Source organism: Undibacterium sp. GW821-FHT11H02 (assembly GCF_058808015.1).
The window spans coordinates 90,805-111,801 of record NZ_JBXARG010000009.1 but is presented as its reverse complement, the minus strand read 5'-3'; the positions used below and the strand labels follow the sequence as shown (position 1 = coordinate 111,801).

At 46.0% G+C, this 20,997-nt stretch carries 20 protein-coding genes; 13 read left to right on the top strand and 7 right to left on the bottom strand.

Annotated features, from left to right (window positions below):
- Window positions 1–8: 8 nt before the first annotated feature.
- The 3 genes from rsgA to AC1RR2_RS11155 are packed head-to-tail and all read right to left on the bottom strand — an operon-like array spanning window position 9 to window position 2,610.
- Window positions 9–947: a ribosome small subunit-dependent GTPase A gene (gene rsgA / locus AC1RR2_RS11165; RefSeq protein WP_493222327.1), complete on the bottom strand. Its 939-nt coding sequence runs from the start codon at window positions 945–947 to the stop codon at window positions 9–11.
- Window positions 948–956: 9 nt separating this feature from the next.
- A complete protein-coding gene (locus tag AC1RR2_RS11160; protein WP_493222326.1) occupies window positions 957–1,304 on the bottom strand; it encodes a 4a-hydroxytetrahydrobiopterin dehydratase in 348 nt (115 codons plus the stop codon).
- A gap of 37 nt (window positions 1,305–1,341) precedes the next feature.
- Window positions 1,342–2,610, bottom strand: a complete 1,269-nt coding sequence (locus AC1RR2_RS11155) for a M48 family metallopeptidase (protein WP_493222325.1) — start codon at window positions 2,608–2,610, stop codon at window positions 1,342–1,344.
- A gap of 120 nt (window positions 2,611–2,730) precedes the next feature.
- Here AC1RR2_RS11155 and orn point away from each other — a divergent pair, with 120 nt between their 5' ends.
- The gene (gene orn, locus AC1RR2_RS11150) at window positions 2,731–3,345 is read left to right on the top strand and encodes an oligoribonuclease (RefSeq protein ID WP_493222324.1); all 615 of its coding nucleotides are present in this window, start codon (window positions 2,731–2,733) and stop codon (window positions 3,343–3,345) included.
- A gap of 83 nt (window positions 3,346–3,428) precedes the next feature.
- On the opposite strand, the gene AC1RR2_RS11145 is transcribed toward orn, so the two are convergent.
- Window positions 3,429–3,785 carry an FKBP-type peptidyl-prolyl cis-trans isomerase gene (locus AC1RR2_RS11145; protein WP_493222323.1) on the bottom strand — a complete coding sequence of 119 codons (357 nt, stop codon included), beginning with the start codon at window positions 3,783–3,785 and terminating at the stop codon, window positions 3,429–3,431.
- Window positions 3,786–3,978: 193 nt separating this feature from the next.
- Between AC1RR2_RS11145 and AC1RR2_RS11140 the strand changes: the two genes are divergently transcribed.
- The 3 genes from AC1RR2_RS11140 to AC1RR2_RS11130 are packed head-to-tail and all read left to right on the top strand — an operon-like array spanning window position 3,979 to window position 7,025.
- A complete protein-coding gene (locus tag AC1RR2_RS11140) occupies window positions 3,979–4,827 on the top strand; it encodes an EI24 domain-containing protein (RefSeq protein ID WP_493222322.1) in 849 nt (282 codons plus the stop codon).
- 41 nt (window positions 4,828–4,868) lie between these two features.
- On the top strand, window positions 4,869–5,654 hold the full coding sequence (locus AC1RR2_RS11135; RefSeq protein WP_493222321.1) for a competence/damage-inducible protein A: 786 nt from the start codon (window positions 4,869–4,871) through the stop codon (window positions 5,652–5,654).
- A 51-nt stretch (window positions 5,655–5,705) separates the two neighbouring features.
- Window positions 5,706–7,025, top strand: a complete 1,320-nt coding sequence (locus AC1RR2_RS11130) for a TAXI family TRAP transporter solute-binding subunit (protein ID WP_493222320.1) — start codon at window positions 5,706–5,708, stop codon at window positions 7,023–7,025.
- Window positions 7,026–7,549: 524 nt separating this feature from the next.
- On the opposite strand, the gene AC1RR2_RS11125 is transcribed toward AC1RR2_RS11130, so the two are convergent.
- Window positions 7,550–7,759, bottom strand: coding sequence for a DUF3820 family protein (locus AC1RR2_RS11125; protein WP_493222319.1), 210 nt, complete (start codon window positions 7,757–7,759; stop codon window positions 7,550–7,552).
- Window positions 7,760–7,906: 147 nt separating this feature from the next.
- Here AC1RR2_RS11125 and AC1RR2_RS11120 point away from each other — a divergent pair, with 147 nt between their 5' ends.
- The 5 genes from AC1RR2_RS11120 (at window position 7,907) to AC1RR2_RS11100 (ending at window position 12,260) form a co-directional block, all read left to right on the top strand.
- Entirely contained in the window at window positions 7,907–9,601 is a 1,695-nt protein-coding gene (locus AC1RR2_RS11120; RefSeq protein ID WP_493222379.1) for a M14 family zinc carboxypeptidase, read from the top strand.
- A gap of 18 nt (window positions 9,602–9,619) precedes the next feature.
- On the top strand, window positions 9,620–9,805 hold the full coding sequence (locus AC1RR2_RS11115) for a hypothetical protein (protein ID WP_493222318.1): 186 nt from the start codon (window positions 9,620–9,622) through the stop codon (window positions 9,803–9,805).
- 277 nt (window positions 9,806–10,082) lie between these two features.
- A complete protein-coding gene (locus AC1RR2_RS11110; RefSeq protein WP_493222317.1) occupies window positions 10,083–10,469 on the top strand; it encodes a hypothetical protein in 387 nt (128 codons plus the stop codon).
- A 172-nt stretch (window positions 10,470–10,641) separates the two neighbouring features.
- Window positions 10,642–11,421 (top strand): hypothetical protein, encoded by a 780-nt coding sequence (locus AC1RR2_RS11105; protein WP_493222316.1) that lies wholly within the window; start codon window positions 10,642–10,644, stop codon window positions 11,419–11,421.
- A gap of 47 nt (window positions 11,422–11,468) precedes the next feature.
- Complete coding sequence (locus AC1RR2_RS11100) at window positions 11,469–12,260, top strand: helix-turn-helix domain-containing protein (RefSeq protein ID WP_493222315.1); 792 nt, start codon at window positions 11,469–11,471, stop codon at window positions 12,258–12,260.
- Here the strand turns inward: AC1RR2_RS11100 and AC1RR2_RS11095 are convergent.
- Together AC1RR2_RS11095 and hutC are read right to left on the bottom strand one after the other, a co-directional pair.
- Window positions 12,233–14,476: a patatin-like phospholipase family protein gene (locus tag AC1RR2_RS11095; RefSeq protein WP_493222314.1), complete on the bottom strand. Its 2,244-nt coding sequence runs from the start codon at window positions 14,474–14,476 to the stop codon at window positions 12,233–12,235. The two genes, AC1RR2_RS11100 and AC1RR2_RS11095, sit on opposite strands and share 28 nt — an antisense overlap.
- A gap of 81 nt (window positions 14,477–14,557) precedes the next feature.
- A complete protein-coding gene (hutC, locus tag AC1RR2_RS11090; protein ID WP_493222313.1) occupies window positions 14,558–15,268 on the bottom strand; it encodes a histidine utilization transcriptional repressor HutC in 711 nt (236 codons plus the stop codon).
- A gap of 206 nt (window positions 15,269–15,474) precedes the next feature.
- Here hutC and hutU point away from each other — a divergent pair, with 206 nt between their 5' ends.
- The 4 genes from hutU to hutI all read left to right on the top strand — a co-directional run bounded on the left by hutU (window position 15,475) and on the right by hutI (window position 20,893).
- On the top strand, window positions 15,475–17,166 hold the full coding sequence (gene hutU / locus AC1RR2_RS11085; RefSeq protein ID WP_493222312.1) for a urocanate hydratase: 1,692 nt from the start codon (window positions 15,475–15,477) through the stop codon (window positions 17,164–17,166).
- A gap of 155 nt (window positions 17,167–17,321) precedes the next feature.
- Window positions 17,322–18,863, top strand: coding sequence for a histidine ammonia-lyase (hutH, locus tag AC1RR2_RS11080; RefSeq protein ID WP_493222311.1), 1,542 nt, complete (start codon window positions 17,322–17,324; stop codon window positions 18,861–18,863).
- Window positions 18,864–19,047: 184 nt separating this feature from the next.
- Window positions 19,048–19,680, top strand: a complete 633-nt coding sequence (locus AC1RR2_RS11075) for a HutD/Ves family protein (RefSeq protein WP_493222310.1) — start codon at window positions 19,048–19,050, stop codon at window positions 19,678–19,680.
- A complete protein-coding gene (gene hutI, locus AC1RR2_RS11070; RefSeq protein ID WP_493222309.1) occupies window positions 19,667–20,893 on the top strand; it encodes an imidazolonepropionase in 1,227 nt (408 codons plus the stop codon). The genes AC1RR2_RS11075 and hutI overlap by 14 nt, the downstream gene beginning before the upstream one ends.
- Window positions 20,894–20,997 lie beyond the last annotated feature (104 nt).

Genomic DNA, 20,997 nt, shown 5'->3' with positions numbered 1-20,997 from the left:
CGAGTTGATCAATAACCTATCGTTTGTGCCGCTTCATGTACCAATTGTTTGAATAGATCATGGCGCATGCCACTGATTTCACCACGTTTGACTGCGTCTAAAACGGTGCAACCCGGTTCGGTATGGTGGTGGCAATTGTAGAATTTACAGTGACCCAGATGCGGCAAAAATTCGGGAAAAGCACGTTCTAACATGCCTTCACTTAAATGGTGCAAGCCGAATTCTTGAAAGCCTGGCGAATCAATTACATATGTCGGTTTACCTTCATACTCGTCCATCTGAAACAGACGTGTGAATGTCGTCGTATGCTTACCTGTATCTAAAGCTGCCGAGATTTCCCGCGTGGCGATCTCAGCGTCGGGAATCAATAGATTAATCAGTGAAGATTTTCCCATACCGGATTGACCGATCAAAATCGTACTTTGTCCCTGAATCAAAGACAGCATTTTTTCGCGTGTTGCCTCTGCTTGTGCCGTCACCGACACTTCGTGTACAGGGTAGCCAAGCGAGGCGTACAAGCCGACCCGCTCGCGCGCCTTTGGTAAGCTGGTAGTAACGTCAATTTTGTTTAAAATAATATGGGCTCTAATGCCCGATGATTCTGATGCAACTAAAGCGCGGGAAATCAAATCATCGGAAAAGCTAGGCTCGGTGGCGACCACCACAATCAATTGGGTCAGATTCGCCGCCAGCATTTTAGATTTGTACTGGTCAGAGCGATACAATAAAGTAGTGCGCGGCACGATGGCTTCGATTACACCTTGATTGGCTGAGGTCATTTGATATTCAACCACATCACCTACCGCCACATCACTCTTCTTGCCGCGCGTCACGCAGTGCAATTTAATACCGTCTGCTTGGATCAGATAATGGCGACCATGAGCAGCAATCACGGTACCTTGTTCAGTAGGACCTGATTTCTTTTGCGGGGAGAATTTTTTAGACATGCGGTTCGCTTAACCGAAGGTCTGCGTGAAGATCACATCGAGCTTAGCTGCGCAGATGAAATCATTTTCTGAAATACCACCTGTGCCATTATTGACCGTGTGCGTGTCAAATTTAACGACACAGCGGTTGTAAGTGACGACTAATTCCGGGTGATGATCTTCCTCGTGTATGGTGTAAGCGATAGCGTTGACGAAGGCTAAAGTCTCATAATAATTTTTGAAGTTATAAGTTTTGACGATGCGTGGACCCTCTTGCGTCCAGCCGGGTGTTGCTGCGAAATAGGCAGCTAATTCTTGGTCTTGCAAACCGATTTCGGTGTGAGCGGATTTTTTTGCTAGAAGATCAGATGTTTTCATAGAGTCTTTTAATAATTAATTAGATGGAACGAATGATTTAAGCCAGCGCTTGTTGATGCAGGTGCGCAATCCGGATTGAAGCGGGCGGATGAGAGTCATAAAAAGCAGAATGCACAGGATCTGGCGTCAGCGTTGAGGCATTGTCTTCATATAGTTTGACTAGTGCAGACACTAAGTCGTTTGCGTTGGTATGTTTTACCGCAAAGGCATCGGCTTCAAACTCGTGCTTGCGTGAGCTGATAGCCGTTATTGGAGAAAGTATAAAGGTGAAAACAGGCAGAGTCAGCATGAATAAAATCAAAGCCATAGCACTATTTGACGAAGCAAAAGAAACAGGATCGACGCTCAAACCGGTATAGAACCAGATTTGTTGCTTCAAATAGCCGAGTAAAGCCAGGAATCCCAGCGATACCGCGAACATCACCACCATACGTTTGACGATGTGTTTAAGTTTAAAATGACCTAGCTCGTGGGCCAGTACGGCCTCCACTTCTTGTGGTGCCAGACGTTCAATCAAAGTGTCAAAAAACACGATGCGCTTGGTTTTGCCGAAGCCGGAAAAATAAGCATTACCATGTGCACTGCGTTTTGAACCATCCATAACAAATAAGCCGCTAGACGCAAATCCTACCCGTTGCATCAAGCCTTCTATGCGTGTGCGTAAAGCTTCATCGGCCAGTGGCGTGAATTTGTTAAACAAAGGCGCAATCCAGGTCGGAAAAATCAACATCATCAAGAGTTGAAATCCGCTCCAGACCAGCCAAGCGTACAGCCACCATAAGTTGCCTGACTTATCCATCAAGCTGATAACTACCCAGACCAAGGGTAAGCCAATGGCTGCGCCAATTAAACCGCCTTTGATCATATCGGAGAAAAATAATTTGAGCGTCATTTTATTGAAACCAAATTTCTCTTCTAATACGAATTGGCGATATAGGTCGAATGGTAAATCGATAGCACCACTGATTAATGCAAACGCGACGATCAAGCTTAGTTGATAGCTCATGCCATCGCCTAAGCATTGAAATAAAGTTGCCGCGAGCAATTGCAAGCCGCCAAATAGCGTGAAACCCAATAAGACCAAAACGCTTACGAATAGAGAAATTAAGCCAAAGCGGGTTTTGGCTATCGTATAGTCCGCCGCTTTTTGGTGAGCTTCTAAACTAATTTTTTCGGCGAATTCAGCAGGTACTGCGGCCCGATGGCGGGCAACGTGCCTTAACTGGCGAGACGATAGCCAAAATTGCAAACTTACTGTAATGCTAAGAAAAACAACGAATAAAACCGAAAACGTATATGAATTCATGGGAAAATGCTGCTTTATCAGAAAAATGTTTACGGCAATTATTTTTTAATCACAATTCGCCCATTAAAAATAAAGCCAAGTAATGTCGAATAATGCCAAGTTAAGGTTCTAGGAAGAATTATGTCACAAGAGAGCAATGTCCAAGCAAATGAAACCACCAGTGCGCTACCAGCACAGGCAGCCAAACCAGCGAAACCGAATGAAATGAATTTAATTTGGGTCGATATGGAGATGACAGGTCTCGATCCCGACACTGATAAGATCATAGAAGTCGCCGTCGTTGTGACAGATATGCAATTAAATGTGTTGGCAGAAGGCCCGGTATTTGCAATCCATCAATCCGATGAAGTTTTGGATAAGATGGACGCCTGGAACAAAGGTACACACGGACGCTCCGGTCTGATCGATAAAGTTAAAGCGTCTACAGTAAGCGAAGCCGAGGCCGAGAAAGCCTTGATTGAATTCCTGAAAGCCTATGTGCCGGCCGGTAAATCACCGATGTGTGGCAATACGATTTGTCAAGATCGTCGTTTTATGTTCCGTGGTATGCCGAAACTGGAAGCCTTCTTTCACTATCGTAATCTAGATGTATCAACCCTAAAAGAGCTGTGCCGTCGTTGGAAACCAGCCTTGTCTAGTGGCTTTAAGAAACATCAAAAACATACGGCATTAGCCGATATCATCGAGTCTATCGAAGAGTTGAAATACTATCGCGAGCATTTTATTAAGGAGTAATCCCGAGATAAAGTTGCCGACCAAGATGAAAAAAGGCTGACCTTGATGTCAGCCTTTTTTCATACGGGTGCGATTAGTTAAATTTAAACGCCCAATAATTCCACTTCAAAAATCAATGTTGCATTCGGTGGAATCACGCCACCAGCGCCACGTGGACCATAGCCCAGGGCCGCAGGAATCGTGAGTACCCGAGTGCCGCCGATTTTCATTCCTTGCACGCCTTCATCCCAGCCTTTGATAACCTGACCTGCACCCAGTGCGAATTCGAAAGCATCGTTGCGGTCTTTGCTGGAATCAAATTTCTTACCGGCGCTACCATCAGGATTTTGCAACCAGCCTGTGTAATGCACGAGTACATTTTTTCCAGCCGTGGCTTCAGCGCCTGTGCCTTCCACTTTATCTTCATATTGCAAGCCACTGGCGGTAGTGATTGTTGACATAGTTTTCCTTAAACTTAATGAGAGGGGAGAAAATTGTGTTAATCATCAATTTTCGCTAGTCGATATTTTAGTCCAAAACTTAGCCGTCGCCTACGCATCAACTAAGAGGTGCTTGCCGCATTTGCAAGGTAGAATAGCGTTTCGCCTTTTCACTCTGCTCGCTATTCGAGGTTCTAATTCAAAGGTTGTTACGATGCACTTACAAGAAGTCATGCGCTCATGGGCGCGCGCCTTGGCCGCACAATTTCGCTTTAAGATTCTTCTGTTAAGCTTGATTCCTTTGGTGATTTCACTTTGCTTGTGGGGAGGCCTGATGGCCTGGCGTTTGCAGGCCTTGTTTGATTTTATTCAAAGCTATTTCTCTGAGCATAATGGTTTTTCCTCTGCCAGTGCGGTATTAAATTCCCTGGGTTTGTTGGCTTTAAAAACCGTGATCGTTCCTTTGCTGGCGATGTGGGCACTATTGCCTTTGATGATTATGACTTGCCTGGTGTTTATAGGTGTCTTGGTGATGCCCGGCATTGCCAAGCACGTTGGTGCCAGGGATTATCCTAAGCTGGAAAAACGTCAGGGCGGCTCCTTCCTCGGTGGTTTTGTATTCTCACTTGGGTCTTTGTTCTGGTTCATATTCGCCTGCGTTGCGACTTTACCTTTAATCTTTATTCCGCCAATTTATGTATTGGTACAGCCTCTGCTGTGGGGCTGGTTGACCTATCGCATTATGAGTTATGACGCTTTGGCGAGTTTCGCCGATCCTGAAGAACGTAAAGCCTTGGTGGCGTCTCATCGTCCAGCATTGCTAGTGATTGGCTTGGTGGCCGGCTGGGTTGGAAGTTTGCCTTCGATGTTGTGGATGGGGGGCGCTATGTCTATGGCTTATGTGGCATTCTTTCCGTTTTTTGTCAGCGTGGCGATTTGGATGTACTTGATCATTTTTATTTTTACTGGTCTGTGGTTTCAATTTTACTGCCTTGCCGCATTGCAGAAAATGCGTCAGGATAAAATGGAAAAAGCGACGGTACTAGATCAGCTTGCTACGTAACAAGCTAAACAAAACGCTACTTTTTTAATGTGGAGTAAATTATGGCAATAGGACTCATCATTATCGGTGATGAAATTTTATCGGGGAAACGTGTCGATCAGCATTTGCCAAAAGTCATAGAGCTACTTAAAGAGCGTGGTTTAAGTCTTGATTGGGCAGAATATGTCGGCGATGATCGTGCCCGGATTACCGCAACTTTGCAGCGTAGTTTTGCCAGCGGTGACATTGTTTTTAGCACCGGTGGTATCGGTGCGACACCCGATGATCATACTCGCCAATGCGCGGCTGCCGCTTTGAATTTGGATATAGTTTTGCATCCGGAAGCGAAAGAATTAATTCATCAGCGTATTCTGGAAATGAATGCGACACTTGACTTGCCAACGGCCTTGGATGGTCCCGATTATTGGCGTCGTTTGCAAATGGGGGAGTTCCCGCAAGGCGCTGCCATTATTCCAAATCCCTTCAATAAAATTCCCGGCTTTGCGATCCGCGAACATTACTTTGTGCCGGGCTTTCCAGTGATGGCTTGGCCTATGATAGCTTGGGTCTTAGATACCTATTACGCACATTTATTTCATCAGCAAGCGAAGGATGAAAAAGCGGTTTTAGTATTCGAAGTCGCTGAATCTTCACTGACACCGATGATGGAAGCTTTGGAGTTGAAATATCCTTTGATCAAGGTCTTTAGCTTACCAAGTGTCGGTAACGAAACGATACGTCGCCATATTGAGTTGGGGGTGAAAGGTGAGCCTGCACAGGTCGCTTCTGCGTTCGCAGAGATGTTGTTGGTCTTAGATCAATTTCATGCCGAATATAGTCCTGCATAAATTGGCGCGTGTTGTGTTTGACTAAGATGCAATTTCATTATTGGACTAGCCATGTCGAAAATCAAATTTACGCTGTTCTCCATGAAAGACGCTTTATTTGCGTTTGGTCCTATCGTTTTGATGGTATTGGCAGTTATTGTTGCTGCATATTATCTGGTTGATCCGGCACCGGGACGTACTTTGGATTTTAGTGCAGGGCAAGACAATACGGCTTACCAAGACTTTGCTGCCAAATATGCAGAGGAATTGGCAAAAAACCAGATCACTTTGCGCATTCATAAGTCACAAGGCTCGCAAGAGAACCTGCATCAAATCAGTGATCCGGAGTCCGTGATCGATATTGGTTTCGTCCAAAGCGGATCGACCAATCAAGCCGATGCCGAAGCACAAGGCTTGGTTTCGCTTGGTAGTTTATTTTACGAACCTATCTGGATTTTTTATAAGAACAAAAAAGATTTCACCAGTTTGGTAGAGCTCAAGGGGAAGCGCGTCAATGTTGGACCCGACGGTTACGGTGTACGCCGTCTTTTTAAACAAATCCTCTCGGTCAATAATTTGGAAGAAAGTGATATCCAAATGCAGCAATTAGAGAGCACACCTGCCACTGCCGACTTTATCGAAGGAAAACTGGACGTCTTAGTGATGAGTTCCGCCTCAGATTCCTTGTTGGTACAAATGCTACTGCAAACACCGGGTGTTAGATTATTTGATTTTGTGCAGGCCGAGGCTTACACACGACGCTTTCCTTTTTTATCGCACGTGGTTTTGCCGCGCGGTATTGTGGATTTAGGGCGCGATATCCCGGCACGTGATTATCATTTGATTTCTCCCACTGCGACCTTGGTAGCCCACGAGAGCTTGCACCCGGCCTTGATCAGCTTATTTTTGCAAGCCGCGAAAAAAATCCACGGCGGTGCGAATTGGTTTAGCAAACAAGCCGAGTTTCCATCGGATCGCTATACCGAAATTGCGGTAGAAAAACAGGCTGAAAAATTTTATAAAAATGGACCGCCATTTTTACAGCGCTATTTGAGTTTTTGGATGTCTAATTTTTTGGAGCGGATGTGGGTGGTGCTTTTGACTTTGGGCGCGCTGGCTTTACCTTTGTCGAAAATAATTCCGCCTCTGTACGTGTGGCGTATTCGTTCTCGTATCTACCGCTGGTATGGGCAGCTCAGAGCAGTTGAACATGCGATTGACGAAGCGACGCCTAAGCAACGTAAGCAAATCGCTCAGGAACAATTGCAGCGTTTAGATGAGATAGAGCAAAAAGTGAATCATATTTCGATTCCACTTTCTTATGCAGAAGAATTGTATGGCTTACGTAGCCATATACATTTTGTACGTAAGCGCATAGTCGGCGGCGATTAACCCCATCAGCACAGAGACACACGAAATTGTAAGACGGAGGGGAGTATCTTACTTTTTCACAGGTAGTGTGTGCCTCTGTACGTCAGTGGTCCTTGCAGTTGAGCTTATTTTAAGCCTGAATTTTTCTTACCTGAGTCGCGACATTCTTTCTGCTGAGTGCGAATTAAATGTGCTATTTCAGATTAGCTTGATAATGATAAGTTCAAATCAAATTGTCTAAAATTTGTAAATCATGTCTAGCTAAACACAATAAAAATGCAATGAATACTTTGGATTAAAGTACTGTCCTAAACTTAGTAGTCGTGGACGCTGAGACTTTTTTTGTGCTCGCCGTAACTTGGTATGGAGTGTCTGCATTTGCGAGAATGAATGCCAAAATTACTTGGCGAGGCTTATCAAACGAGATGTTTGGTATTGTGAATTGCTACTTTGAGCGTTGAGGGAACTTTTTGAGTAAGAGAGCATGACAGGAAGCTTAATTCGAATGGAACTTTGTGCTAGGTGATTTACGTTTGTTGGATTCCTTAACTACGTAAAGGCATTAATAAATCGCGTAAATTATTGTGATCGATCTCGTACATAATTTCTAAGAGTCGCCCTAATTCACCGCGTGGAAATCCTTCGCGGGCAAACCAGCCTAAATAGTGTCCTGGCAAATCTGCCAAGATGCGGCCTTCGTATTTGCCAAACGGCATTGTTTTTGTAACTAGCAGGATTAAGTCTTCTGTCTGCATAAATTTAGGTTTGTTAAATGTGGGTAAGTGTTTTGTACTGACTGATTTGTTCTGCGCATGGTCAGGTATTACATCAAAAATTTTGAAGCGACGATGCTACAATTCTCGCCACACTTTTTATTCTATAGAAACCTGGTCAACATGAACATGCCATCTACGCGCGCTTATCCAACTCCTTACGAACTCGGTAATCAAAATCAAACGACGATTTGGGACGATTGCATTTCTTTTTATCAAAAACTGGCACAAGACTTCCCGCAGATTTTACGTTTTCAACAGATTGGATTGGCCGACGGTGGTCTCCCTATGCATGCGGGCGTGATTACGGCTGACGGCGTTTTTGACAGAGCGGTTTTAAAAGCAGAAGGGCGACCTGTATTTTTCAATAATAATGGCATTCACCCCGGAGAACCAGAAGGTATCGATGCATGTATGGCCTTGGTACGTGATTTTTGCTTACAGCCTGAGCGTTTAGCGGCGCTGGGCAAAACCGTGTTTTTGTTCATTCCTGTGTATAACGTCGATGGATGTTTAAACCGTCAGAATACCTCGCGTGTTAATCAAGATGGACCGGAAATGTTTGGATTCCGGGCGAATAGTCGTAATCTGGATTTGAACCGTGATTTCATTAAGTGCGATAGTCTTGCAGCACAAGTCTTCAATCAGTTCTTCACGATGTGGGATCCTGATGTGATGGTCGATACGCATACCTCAAACGGTGCTGATTACAGTTATACCATGACCTTGATTCAAACTCAGGCAGATAAGCTGGGTGACGGATTAGGTCCGTTTTTACGCAAGACCATGCTGCCTGCCATTTATCGTGAAATGGATCAGCGTGGCTGGCCGACTTGTCCTTATGTGAATCCAGTGAAAGTAACACCGGATGACGGCATAGAAGATTTTTTGGAAGTGCCACGTTTCTCTACCGGTTTTGCGGCTTTGCATCACACTATAGGCTTTATGCCCGAAACGCATATGTTGAAGCCTTACGCAGACCGCTACGATTCTATGCGTACTTTGGTCGAAGTCGTGCTTGATTTTACGATAGCGCATGCCTCTGAGATTCAAACCCTACGTAATCAGGCGCGCGCAGCGGCTGTGCAAAAGACACAATGGCCCGTGACATGGAAAGCCGATCGTTCGAATCCATCGACCTTCCGTTTTAAGGGCTATCAAGCGGTTTATAGCCCGAGTAAGATCGGTAACTACACTCGATTGTCCTATGATCGGAATCAGCCTTGGGAAAAAGATATTGCTTACTACGATAACTTTGTGGAAGACCATGTGGTGCAGACTCCCAAAGCGTATCTGATCCCGCAAGCTTGGCGCGAAGTGATTGCGCGCTTGGAATGGAATGGCGTGGTCTTGCAAAAGTTAGACGCGAACCAAGAACTGCAGGTGAAAATTTATCAAATTCACGATGTGACTTCGCGAAAAAATGCCTATGAAGCACACATGTTTCACGATGATATGAGCTTGGTGGCGCAAGTCGCAACAGTACAGGCTCGAGCTGGCGATTATTTATTGTATTTGAATCAGCCCAATGCGCGCTATGCAGTGGAAACCTTGGAGCCGCAAGCGCATGATAGTTTCTTCCGTTGGGGATTCTTTAATAGCGTATTAGAAAAGAAAGAAGCATTTTCTGACTATGTGTTTGAGGATAGTGCTTACGAGATGTTGCAGACCGAGCCGGAATTAGCAGAAAAATTCACCGTTTGGAAAATGCAAAATCCAGACTTGTTGAACAATCAGGAAGCCGTGTTAAATTTTATTTTTGCGCATGGAAAACGGTTCCATGAGCCAGAATGGCGTCGCTATCCGATTTACTCTATTGTTTAGTTTTTAGGCAAATTTCCAGTGGATATTGTTTTTTTCGAGTACATGCTACAACCGCGCTTTTGGATCGCACGCGATGCAGATGGCTATTGGCTGGTGCCAGCGAAACAGCAAGGCTGGCACGAACGCTCGCCTTTTGTTGGGCGGGTTAGTAATTTGCAGCCATTGCGTGACTTTGATGGAATAGATCTGGGTTTGCCACTCTAGAGCTTGTTGACCTATATTTTAGGCAAGCGAATGGACATAGGGCTAGGCTTCGTTTTCTTGAGTTTTGTGAACTGTTTGATATTAAATTCAACACTATTGTTTTTATTGATAGTTAAAAATGTCCTGTTCTGTCGTAAATCTTAAACAGTCTATTTGTCTGAATTTTAACTTCGAAATAATTTTGCTGAAATTCGTGATTTAGTCCTTTGCAGCTAAGGAAAAACTCACTAAAATCAAGTCGTTAGACAAAATGGTTTGTCAAAATATGGAGACTCAAATGAAGAAAATTTTTATTAGTGCATGCGTAAGTTTGGCAATGATTGGTAGCGCTTCTGCAATCGAAGCGGCAAAACCAGTTGACACTTCTGTTGATGGTATTTTTACTGCTTTGTCGACTAGCCGTAATTTGCAAAAAACCGTGGATCAATTAATTGCTAACGGCGCTAATCATCATTCTGTCATCTCCATCGCTGCTGCAGCGGGGATCCCACAATCGAAGATCATGAAGTTGCAGGTTTGCGTGAATTCTATTTCTGCTGATTCCACAACTTTGGGTGCAACTTGTATGCGTCCAAAAACTGTGATGACCGCGTATGAAAGTGGCTTGAATGACCCATTGAATTATTTGCCTGCCACAGCGGCAGGTAAAAAAGCGAAGAAATAATCGCTTTACCAAGATGAAAAAAAAGCAGCTTCGGCTGCTTTTTTTTCGCCTGCTCAAAAAAGTCTGAGCGTCGCTTGCTGCGGATCGATTTGGATAGGGGTAGTAAATTCAAATAGTAAGACTAAGAAGCTTTCAGTTACAATCATTGACTTCCAATCTATGCATTTTTTACATGTTTAAATTCATTCGTATTTTTATTTTGCTGAGCATTTTGGCGGTAGTCAGTTTTTCCAGCTATCGTGCACGAGTCGAGTCAGTGGAATGGAAATACACTTTACTAGTGAATATTTACCCCATCAATGGTGACGCGAGTCCCGTCGCTGAGGACTATATTCGTAATTTGACAGTAGAAGAGTTTAAGCCGATTGAAGACTTCATGCGTAAAGCGGCCGATCAATATGGTAAAACCAGCAGCGCCAGTGTGGAAATGCGCCTGCAGCCGCGTTTGCAAGAGGGGCCACCAGCCCCACCAGAGGAACAAAGTGCCTTGAAAGTCATGTGGTGGAGCTTGAAATTTCGTTGGTGGGCGTATCGTCATGCCAAATTAATGGGGCCAGGGCCACAGGTACGCTTATTTGTACAATATTTTGATCCGCATAAAAGTCAGTCGCATAGCTCAACGGCCTTGCAGCAAGGATTGATTGGACGGGTGAATGTTTTTGCCAGTAAAGAAATGAGTGCGAAGAATAATGTCATTATTGCGCATGAGTTTCTACATACCTTGGGCGCAACCGACAAATACGATAGAAGCAATGATATGCCCAGTTTTCCGGATGGCTATGGTGAACCGCAAAGATCGCCCTTATTTCCACAGCGCTATGCAGAGATTATGGGGGGACGTATTGTGTTATCGTCGTCGGATTCAGTGATGCCTGCTGATTTTCGGCAAGTGTTGATCGGTACTAAGACAGCGCAGGAAATTAATTTTTTGCCTAAGCCAAAATCAGACTAGTTTTAATGGACTTAAGTTGACTTTTAAAGAATTGAATGAGGTTGCAGATGAGCTCTCCAGAATTGTTGCTTGATGTGTTAAGAACCGAATTACGTCGCGTCGGTATGACGTATAAACAGTTAGCCCAATTGATCGATATGAGTGAGTCGAGCATTAAGCGTATGTTCGGACAAAAAGATATGACCTTGTCGCGCATGGCACAAATTTGCAAGGTGGCACAGATATCTTTGGAAGATGTGCTGCGCCAGGCTGCTGATGTGACGCCAACAGCCGATAGCTTAACCTTGGCGCAAGAGCGTGCTTTGATGGACAACCCCAAACTGCTACTGGTGGCGATTTCATGTTTAGGTCACTGGACTTTTGAGCAGATTGTAGAAACTTATACCTTGACTGAGGCTGAGTGTATCTTGTGCATGATAGAGCTCGATAAGCACGCATTGATCGAATTAAAGCCCATGAATCGCTATCGCTTGCGCGTCTCACCGGCCTTTAGCTGGCGTGCCGACGGCCCAATTCAAGCCTTCTTTAAAGAAGTGGTCGTATCCGATTACTTCAATGGTCGCTTCGACGGTGCTGGAGAAACCTTGATGTGTGTGCCGGCCCGTTTATCGCAAAATAGTGCGAGAGAAATTCAGCAAAAAATCCAACAATTGGCTGCCGAGATTGCGCGACTCCAGCATGAAGACCGTCGTCTGCCAGCCGAGGATCGCGACGGTTTTACTTTGATGTTGGGCTTCCGTTCTTGGGAGTTTTCCGCTTTCACTGCATTACGCCGCCCAACTACGATGGCTAATACTAAGGGACGGGTGGTTCACCAGATCGGGCCTAAAAATAAATAGAAGGTGGAGCCTGTATTTTGTGTTGCGCCAGCACCAAAATACAGTGGGCCAAAGCGCGTATCAAAGGCGATGAAAGCACTGCCACTACGTTTAATTTTACTGAACTTAACAGCTTCGCCTTCGCCAAAGCCACCACCTAATTCTGCAGAAAATCCTAAACGCACTGCGCCACCTAAAGCAGCCGGCATGCCGCCAATACGATGCGCCATCACGACGCGTCCCAGGGCAACGGTCTTACTGGATAATGAATCGGCTGGTGTGCCAGACAGGCGCAAAAAACCACCTAATGAAAGTGGCGCTGCGTCTCCTTGAGAGCGCGCCCATTCGCCATAAACATGGCCCGCCCAGTCTCCTTGTTTAAACGCATGCATACCAATGATCGAGGAATTAAGTATGGCTTTGCGTGAGCTATCTTGCGCTAGTGCCCGCTCCCAATTCATTGTTAAGAAATTGCCGCGTGTTGGATAAGCGAGTGAATCTAAAGTGTCGACGCGAAATTGCAAGAATTCTGTAGACTGGAATACTCTTAAATCTGGTCCTATCTCCTCTGGTAATAGTTTTTTGACCTCGGCACGCTCGCGACGAAAACCTAGTTGGATATCACCCCAATTGCCAATTTGCATGCCAATCGGAAAAACCAAGCCACTGCCTTTGTAACCATAACGGGCTTGTTTTCGCCCCGCTGAGAATACGTCAGCAGACACGGAACTACTTTGAATTGACGGGGCAACAAACCATTCACTACCCACGTCTAGTGGTTGATAAAATTGGGCCCCAAAAATTCTGTCTGAGCCGATTTTTCCAACTAAACGTAATTCGCCACCCCAGCTATTGAGTGAAGAGGCGATATGCATAGCACCAAGTGAAAATTTATGTGTGTCTTTAAAGTCGCTAGATAACTCCAAACCGACACGTAAGCGATTTTTCCCCCATGAGGCTTCATGAGTTTTGATGATCACATCGCGTTCATCTAAGCGGTCGTCTATCTCGACTTCGACATGATCAAGATCGCCACGTCCATATAATTTTCCAGTGACTTGTAAGATTTTTTCTTCGCTGGTGACCTCATTGAGTTTGAGTCCAGATTGTTTTAATAAAATATCGGGATTGATATTTTGAGTACCTTGAATTTCTATGCTCGCAATTTTTAGACTGGTATCGGGCGTACTACTCTCTGCCACACGTAATTGTTCGTAACGACGGTATTCCTCTGGCGTGGCACTCAGGTGTTGCAATTTGCTTTCCATTTGACGTGTTGCGATATCACCTGCCAGCATGGCATTATGATGCTCATCAAAGTCGAGAAAGTTAATGCCGCTTAAATTCGGCGCAATCAAAATATCTTTTGGACGCAATTCCTTCAAAGAGCGCTGTACATTTTGTTCTGTCAAAATTTGCAGCATTTGTTGCGCGACGCTAATAGCACTTCCCAGTTCTTTTTCTTGAGCCAATGGCGTGCCGACATTCACTGCGATTACGATATCGGCGCCCATTTTTTTTGCCATATCAATCGGCAAATTACGTACCAAACCGCCATCGACGACCAGGCGTTTGTTGATATGGACTGGCGCAAACATACCTGGTACCGCTAGCGAGGCACGTAAAGTAATAAATAATGGTGTGTCGGTCAGCTCTACCATATCACCGGTAACTAAATCGGAAGCTACAGAGCGAAACGGTATTGGTAAGTGGTTAATGTGTTCGCTTTTCATACCGTTTGGTAACAAGCGTGTTAAAGCTTGCTCCAAAGCTGAATTGCCAGCAGCTGAAGGCGGTAAAGTGATGCCCGATTTGGTAACGGCAAACTCAATACGCGACGGCAATGCGACATCTTCTTCGCGTCGCCGGAAGTCTAGGGCATCACGTGCAGGTCTATCGGCGAGTACATTTTCCCATGTGGTGTTGCGAACAATTTCTTCGATCTCTTCTACTGAGCGACCTGCTGCGTAAGCCCCACCTATCACGGCGCCCATACTGGTGCCAACCACAAAATCAACGGGAATACGTAGCTCTTTCAAAACCCGCAATACACCTACGTGGGCGAAACCGCGAGCGCCACCACCGGACAACACCAAGGCAACTTTCGGTCTTTCTTTGATCGCGGGGATATTCTCTTCTAACTTCTGCTCTTGCGCTTGTGCTGTATGAAATGCCGTGCAGCTTAAGCAGAAGAGAACAATTTTCGATAATTTTTTCAGATGCTGATGAAATAACATGCTTACCTGCTCACGTAAAAAATGTAGTTAGCGTTTTGTCTGCCGAGCTTAGCGATCATATTTTTAAATCTTCGATAAGAATCAAAAACTACCGGTGAATTGATAGCGACTACCCGGATGCCACATAGTAACGATGGTCGCAATTTGATTCTGAGAGCGGGTTTTTCTATGCAAGACTAAGCAGGTTTCTTTGCTCGATATTTGTAACATATCGGCGATGGTTTTGGGGGGCATTACCGCTTCTATGCTGTAGTCCACACCCTGCAAAGGTGCGATGGCCATCAAATATTCATTCGGAGTCTTACTGGCAAAATCTTGCGCCAAATAGTCTTGTGCCAGTATTGAATTTACCCAACGATCTTCCACCTGTATCGCAATGTCATTTTCGAAATGTACGATGACAGAATGAAATAGCGGATGCCCTGGATTAACTTGGAATTGTGTTGCCAGCAGTTCGCTTGCTTCGACTTCAATTAATTCATGAAGTTCACTGCGATGAGTGTGGCCGCGTGAACGGATTTCGTCTGCAATGCTCTTAATCGCGACTAAGGTCGCTTGATATTTCTGTTGCGCGACGTAGGTTCCCGATCCTTGTATGCGATTTAATATTTGTTCGCTGGTTAGCTCTCTTACTGCGCGATTGACCGTCATCCGTGACACAGCAAATTGTTGTGCCAATGCGGCTTCGGAGGGAATCGCATCGCCTTCTTTCCAAGTGCCCGCCTGAATTTCCTTGAGTAAGTAGTCCTTAATCGTTTGAAAAACAGGGGTAGCGGAGGATGGTGTTGTCATGTTGAGCGCAGACTTGGGAGATAGAATTTATTGAAGAAAAGCAAATTTTCTATATTTTCTCACAGAATCAAAAAAAGTCGCTTGCAAAAGTTGTATATACAACTTAAACTGGGCGTACAGTAAAGCTTTTTACCTTCATTATTTCAATTCTCCTATAGTGTTGATGTGGTGAAGAAATCTTAATTTTGACTCTTTAGGAGATGGCTATGAATAATGATCCACGCTGGGATGCAAGTCGTGAAATCCGCGCACCACGCGGCGCTGAAAAGGTTTGTAAAACTTGGGTAGCCGAAGCGGCTTACCGCATGATTCAAAATAATCTCGACAAAGAAGTCGCAGAAAATCCTAAGCATTTAGTCGTGTACGGCGGCATCGGTCGCGCTGCACGTAACTGGGAATGCTATGACCAGATTTTGGCTAGCCTGAAAGACTTGGGCGAAGATGAAACATTATTGATCCAATCGGGCAAGCCCGTCGGCATTTTTAAAACCACAGAAGACTCTCCACGGGTCTTGATCGCTAATTCCAATTTGGTACCGAAATGGGCGAATTGGGAGCATTTCAATGAACTCGACCGCAAGGGCCTGTTCATGTACGGTCAGATGACAGCGGGTAGCTGGATCTACATCGGTACCCAAGGTATCGTGCAAGGTACGTATGAAACTTTTGCCGAAGCAGGTCGTCAGCATTTTGGTGGCGATTGGGGCGGTCGTTGGATCTTGACTGCAGGCTTAGGCGGCATGGGCGGCGCGCAGCCACTAGCGGCGAGTTTTGCTGGCGCAGTCTCCTTAAATATCGAATGCCAGCAGTCAAGCATCGATTTCCGCCTGCGCACTCGCTATGTCGATAAACAAGCCAAAGACATTGATGACGCAATAGAACTGATCAAGTATCACACCGCACGCAAAGAGGCGATTTCGATTGCTTTGCTGGGTAACGCTGCAGAAATTTTGCCAGAATTAGTCAAGCGCGCGAAAGCAGGCGGCATCAAGCCGGACTTGGTCACAGATCAAACTTCCGCTCATGATTTGATTAATGGTTACTTGCCTATCGGTTGGAGTGTTGAACAATGGAAGGCCGCACAACACGATGCGAGCCAGCACGCGAAGTTAACAGCGGATGCAGCACAAGCATGTGCGGTACATGTACAAGCCATGTTGGATTTTCACTCTATGGGCATTCCTACTGTTGATTATGGCAATAATATTCGCCAAGTCGCTTTCGATACCGGCGTGAAGAATGCTTTCGATTTCCCAGGTTTTGTGCCTGCGTATATCCGCCCATTATTCTGTGATGGCAAAGGCCCATTCCGTTGGGTGGCGTTGTCTGGTGATCCTGAAGATATCCGTAAGACCGATGCTAAGATTAAAGAATTATTCCCAGAGAATAAAGGCGTGCATAAATGGTTGGACATGGCAGGCGAACGGATCGCCTTCCAAGGTTTACCAGCACGTATTTGCTGGTTAGGCTTGGGTGAACGTCATATCGCTGGTTTGGCTTTTAATGAGATGGTGAAAAACGGCGAACTGAAAGCACCTATCGTGATTGGTCGTGACCATCTCGATACCGGTTCTGTCGCCAGTCCAAATCGTGAAACAGAAAGTATGAAAGATGGTACTGATGCAGTATCCGATTGGCCTTTGCTGAATGCCTTGTTAAATACGGCAGGCGGCGCGAGCTGGGTCTCATTGCATCACGGTGGTGGTGTGGGAATGGGTTACTCACAACATTCCGGTATGGTGATTGTGGCCGACGGTACGGAAGCCGCTGCTAAGCGTTTAGCCCGTGTATTGGTTAACGATTGTGGTTCCGGCGTGATGCGTCATGCCGATGCAGGCTACGAACAAGCTGTGGCATGTGCTAAGCGTAATGGTTTGCAATTGCCGATGATTAAATAAATTTGAATTCAAAACCTCTCAACACGGAGACACAGAGAAACAGAGAAGGACAGGAGAAAATCAATAGCTCTATCCTTAGTTGTTTGCACTTCTCCGCTTTTCCTCCGTGTCTCTGTGCCTCTGTGTTGAGAGGTTTTAAAAATTAAGGAAAAAATATGAACACAACTTTCACCATACAACCAGGTCAATTCAAACTCGCTGACTTACGCGCGATTTGGCAAAAACCTTTCAAGCTGGCGTTAGCAGAATCTGCCTACGCCGCCGTCAACGAGTCTTCTGCAACCATCGATCGTATCGTCGCCAAAGGGGATGCGGCCTACGGTATCAATACCGGTTTCGGCAAACTCGCGAAGACCCGTATTCCAGACGAAGATTTAGAATTGCTGCAAAAAAATCTGATCTTGTCGCACTCAGTTGGTTCCGGTGAATTGATTGCGGACGAGGTCGTGCGTTTGATTATTGCAATGAAAATTGCGAGTTTGGCGCGTGGTTTTTCAGGTATTCGCGCATCGGTGATCGATACCATGATCGCGGCTTACAACGCGGGCATCATGCCAGCGATTCCGGTCAAAGGTTCAGTCGGCGCTTCTGGCGATTTAGCACCTTTGTCACACATGACTTTAGCGATCATGGGTGAAGGCCATGTACGGGTCGATGGCAAGATGGTTGATGCGAAAGCGGCACTCGCCAAGGCAGGCATCACTCCCGTGGTATTGGCAGCGAAAGAAGGTCTGGCTTTGATCAATGGTACGCAAGTGTCTACGGCATTGGCATTGAATGGTTTATTCCTAGCGGAACGTTTATTGGAAGCAGCAACCATCACTGGTGCCTTGTCCGTCGATGCGGCGAAAGGTAGTGATGCGCCATTTGATCCACGTATTCATGCAGTGCGTGGTCAGCCTGGTCAAATTGCGACGGCGAATATTTATCGTACTTTGTTGAACGGTAGTGAAATTCGTCAATCGCATTTGGTGAATGACGAGCGTGTGCAAGATCCATATTGCTTGCGTTGTCAGCCACAAGTAATGGGCGCATGTTTGGACATCATCAATAATGCAGCTCGTACTTTGCTGACCGAAGCGAATGCAGTCACAGATAATCCTTTGGTGTTTGTCGATACGAATGAAGTGATTTCAGGTGGTAATTTCCACGCTGAGCCAGTTGCTTTTGCGGCAGATACTTTGGCTTTGGCAATCGCGGAGATCGGTTCTATTTCTGAACGTCGTATTGCCTTGTTGATCGATGCATCTATCTCTGGTTTGCCACCATTCTTAGTACCATCCTCTGGTTTGAATTCCGGCTTTATGATTGCGCACGTGACCGCAGCGGCCTTGGCATCTGAAAACAAATCGCACGCCCATCCAGCCAGTGTCGATACAATTCCCACGTCTGCGAATCAAGAAGATCACGTCAGTATGGCGACATTTGCTGGCCGTCGTTTGCATGAGATGGCACATAATACTGCTACCATCGTAGGTATAGAATTGTTGGCGGCGGCGCAGGGTGTGGACTTCCATCAGCCTTTGAAAACCTCAGATAAATTGACGACGGTGCATCAGTTATTACGTTCTAAAGTCGCGTTCTACGACAAAGATCGTTTCTTCGCGCCTGATATCGAAGCCGCAAAATCTTTAGTGGTTGATGGTGCTTTGAGCGCACAATGTGCGGACTTGTATTCGCATTTGTATTTGGCTTAAGTTGTCGCTTTAGTTGTCGCTTTAGTTGTCGCTTTAGTTGTCGCTTTAGTTGTAGCGGAAGTTGTAGTTGAAGTTGTAGTTTTTTTGCCGCAGAGGCGCAGAGGTCGTAGAGCATTTTTAAATCACTCTGTGACCTCTGCGCCTCTGCGGCGTGCTTTTGAATTTCATTATTTTGAGAGTCGCCATGCGTAAATGGACTGCAAAAGATTACCGCACGATGCCGTGGAAAAACGGTGGCGGTAGTACCACTGAATTAGCGATTTTTCCGGAAGCTGCGGGGATGGATCATTTTGTTTGGCGTTTAAGTACGGCAACCGTCGCACAGGATGGGCCGTTCTCGCATTTCGCACAAATTGACCGTAGTCTCGCGGTTTTGACTGGTGCAGGTTTAGTGTTGAAAACGGATGCTGGAACTACTGCAGAGAAAATGTACACGCTGACGCAAGAGAGTTTGCCGCATAGGTTCTCCGGTGAAGATAATATTTTTGCTGAACTAGTAGATGGCACCGTCGTCGATCTGAACTTGATGACGCGACGTGATGTGTGTCAGCATTACATGCAAAGACTGAGTCCGGGTGAACATCTGATCAATGCGGAAGATGCTCAGCAAATTTTGCTCTTCTGCGAAAGAGGTCGCGCGCAATTGATCAAGCATACGCAATTGGAAGCGGGTGATCTAGTTTTGCTTGAAGAAGAACATGAGGCCAGTGGTATACGCTGTCATATTGAAGCGGAAGAGGGCAGTCTTTTATACTTAATGCGGATTAGTTTTCTAAGTCATCATGAACAGCATGGAGGCGCGCATGTCCTTGCTTAATTGGGATAGTCTGTGGCTGAATGTGCATCTCGCCACCATGGAAGCGGGCACTGATTACGGCATCATTCGCGATGCAGCGATCGCTGTTAAAGACGGCAAGATCGCGTGGCTAGGCGCGGCACAAGATTTACCGGTCGATTATGTCGCGCCAATCACGCACGATGGTCAGGGGTGTTGGTTGACTCCGGGTTTGATTGATTGTCATACTCACATGGTGTATGCAGGCAATCGCAGCAATGAGTTTGAAGCACGTTTAAACGGTGTCGCTTACGAAGAAATTGCGCGGCAAGGCGGTGGCATCGTCTCGACCGTCAAAGCCACACGTGCCGCGACCGAACAAGAATTAATGCAAGCGAGTTTGCCACGTGTACTGAGTAGTTTGCGCGAAGGCGTGACGACGCTGGAAATTAAATCGGGCTACGGTTTAGATACGGCAACAGAAGCAAAAATTTTGCGCGTCGCCCGACAGATACAACGCGACTTGCCGGTCAGGGTCACCACGACTTTTTTAGGCGCGCATGCTTTGCCGCCTGAATTCGCAGGGCGTGCCGACGACTACATTGATGAAGTCTGTGAACGCATGTTGCCTGCAATGGTCGCTGAAGGCTTGGCCGACGCTGTCGATGTGTTTTGCGAGAAGATAGGTTTTACACCAGCGCAAACCGAACGTGTATTTCAAGCGGCGCAGCGCCATGGTTTGCCAGTCAAATTGCATGCTGAACAGCTATCTGATCAAGGCGGTGCGGCATTGACGGCCAAGTATCAAGGACTCTCAGCGGATCACTTGGAATACCTGAGCGACGAAGGTATAGCAGCGATGCAAAAGCAGGGCACGGTCGCGGTCTTATTACCCGGTGCATTCTACTTTTTACGCGAAACCAAATATCCACCAATCGCTGCCTTGCGCACAGCAAATGTGCCTATCGCTTTAGCGACTGATTGCAATCCTGGCACCTCGCCTATGACCTCGCCGTTGTTGACCATGAATATGGCTTGTACTTTGTTTCGTATGACGCCTTTAGAGGCACTGCAAGGCGTCACTTTACACGCGGCCCGCGCTTTGGGCCTGCAATCAGAAGTTGGTAGTCTGAGTGTGGGGAAGCGAGCTGATTTTGCATTGTGGAGAATTGAACGTCCAGCAGATCTAGCTTACATGATAGGTGTTAATCCTTGCGTAACTAGCGTGTTTAGCGGCAGTCTTAGAATTTTCTAGACTGCCATTGCTACAGAGTATGAATTCAGCGAGTATTCGTATTAGGACTTACGCAAAACAGACGCTGGCGTTGTTGTGTTCGCCTCGCCGTGCAATTGCACTGC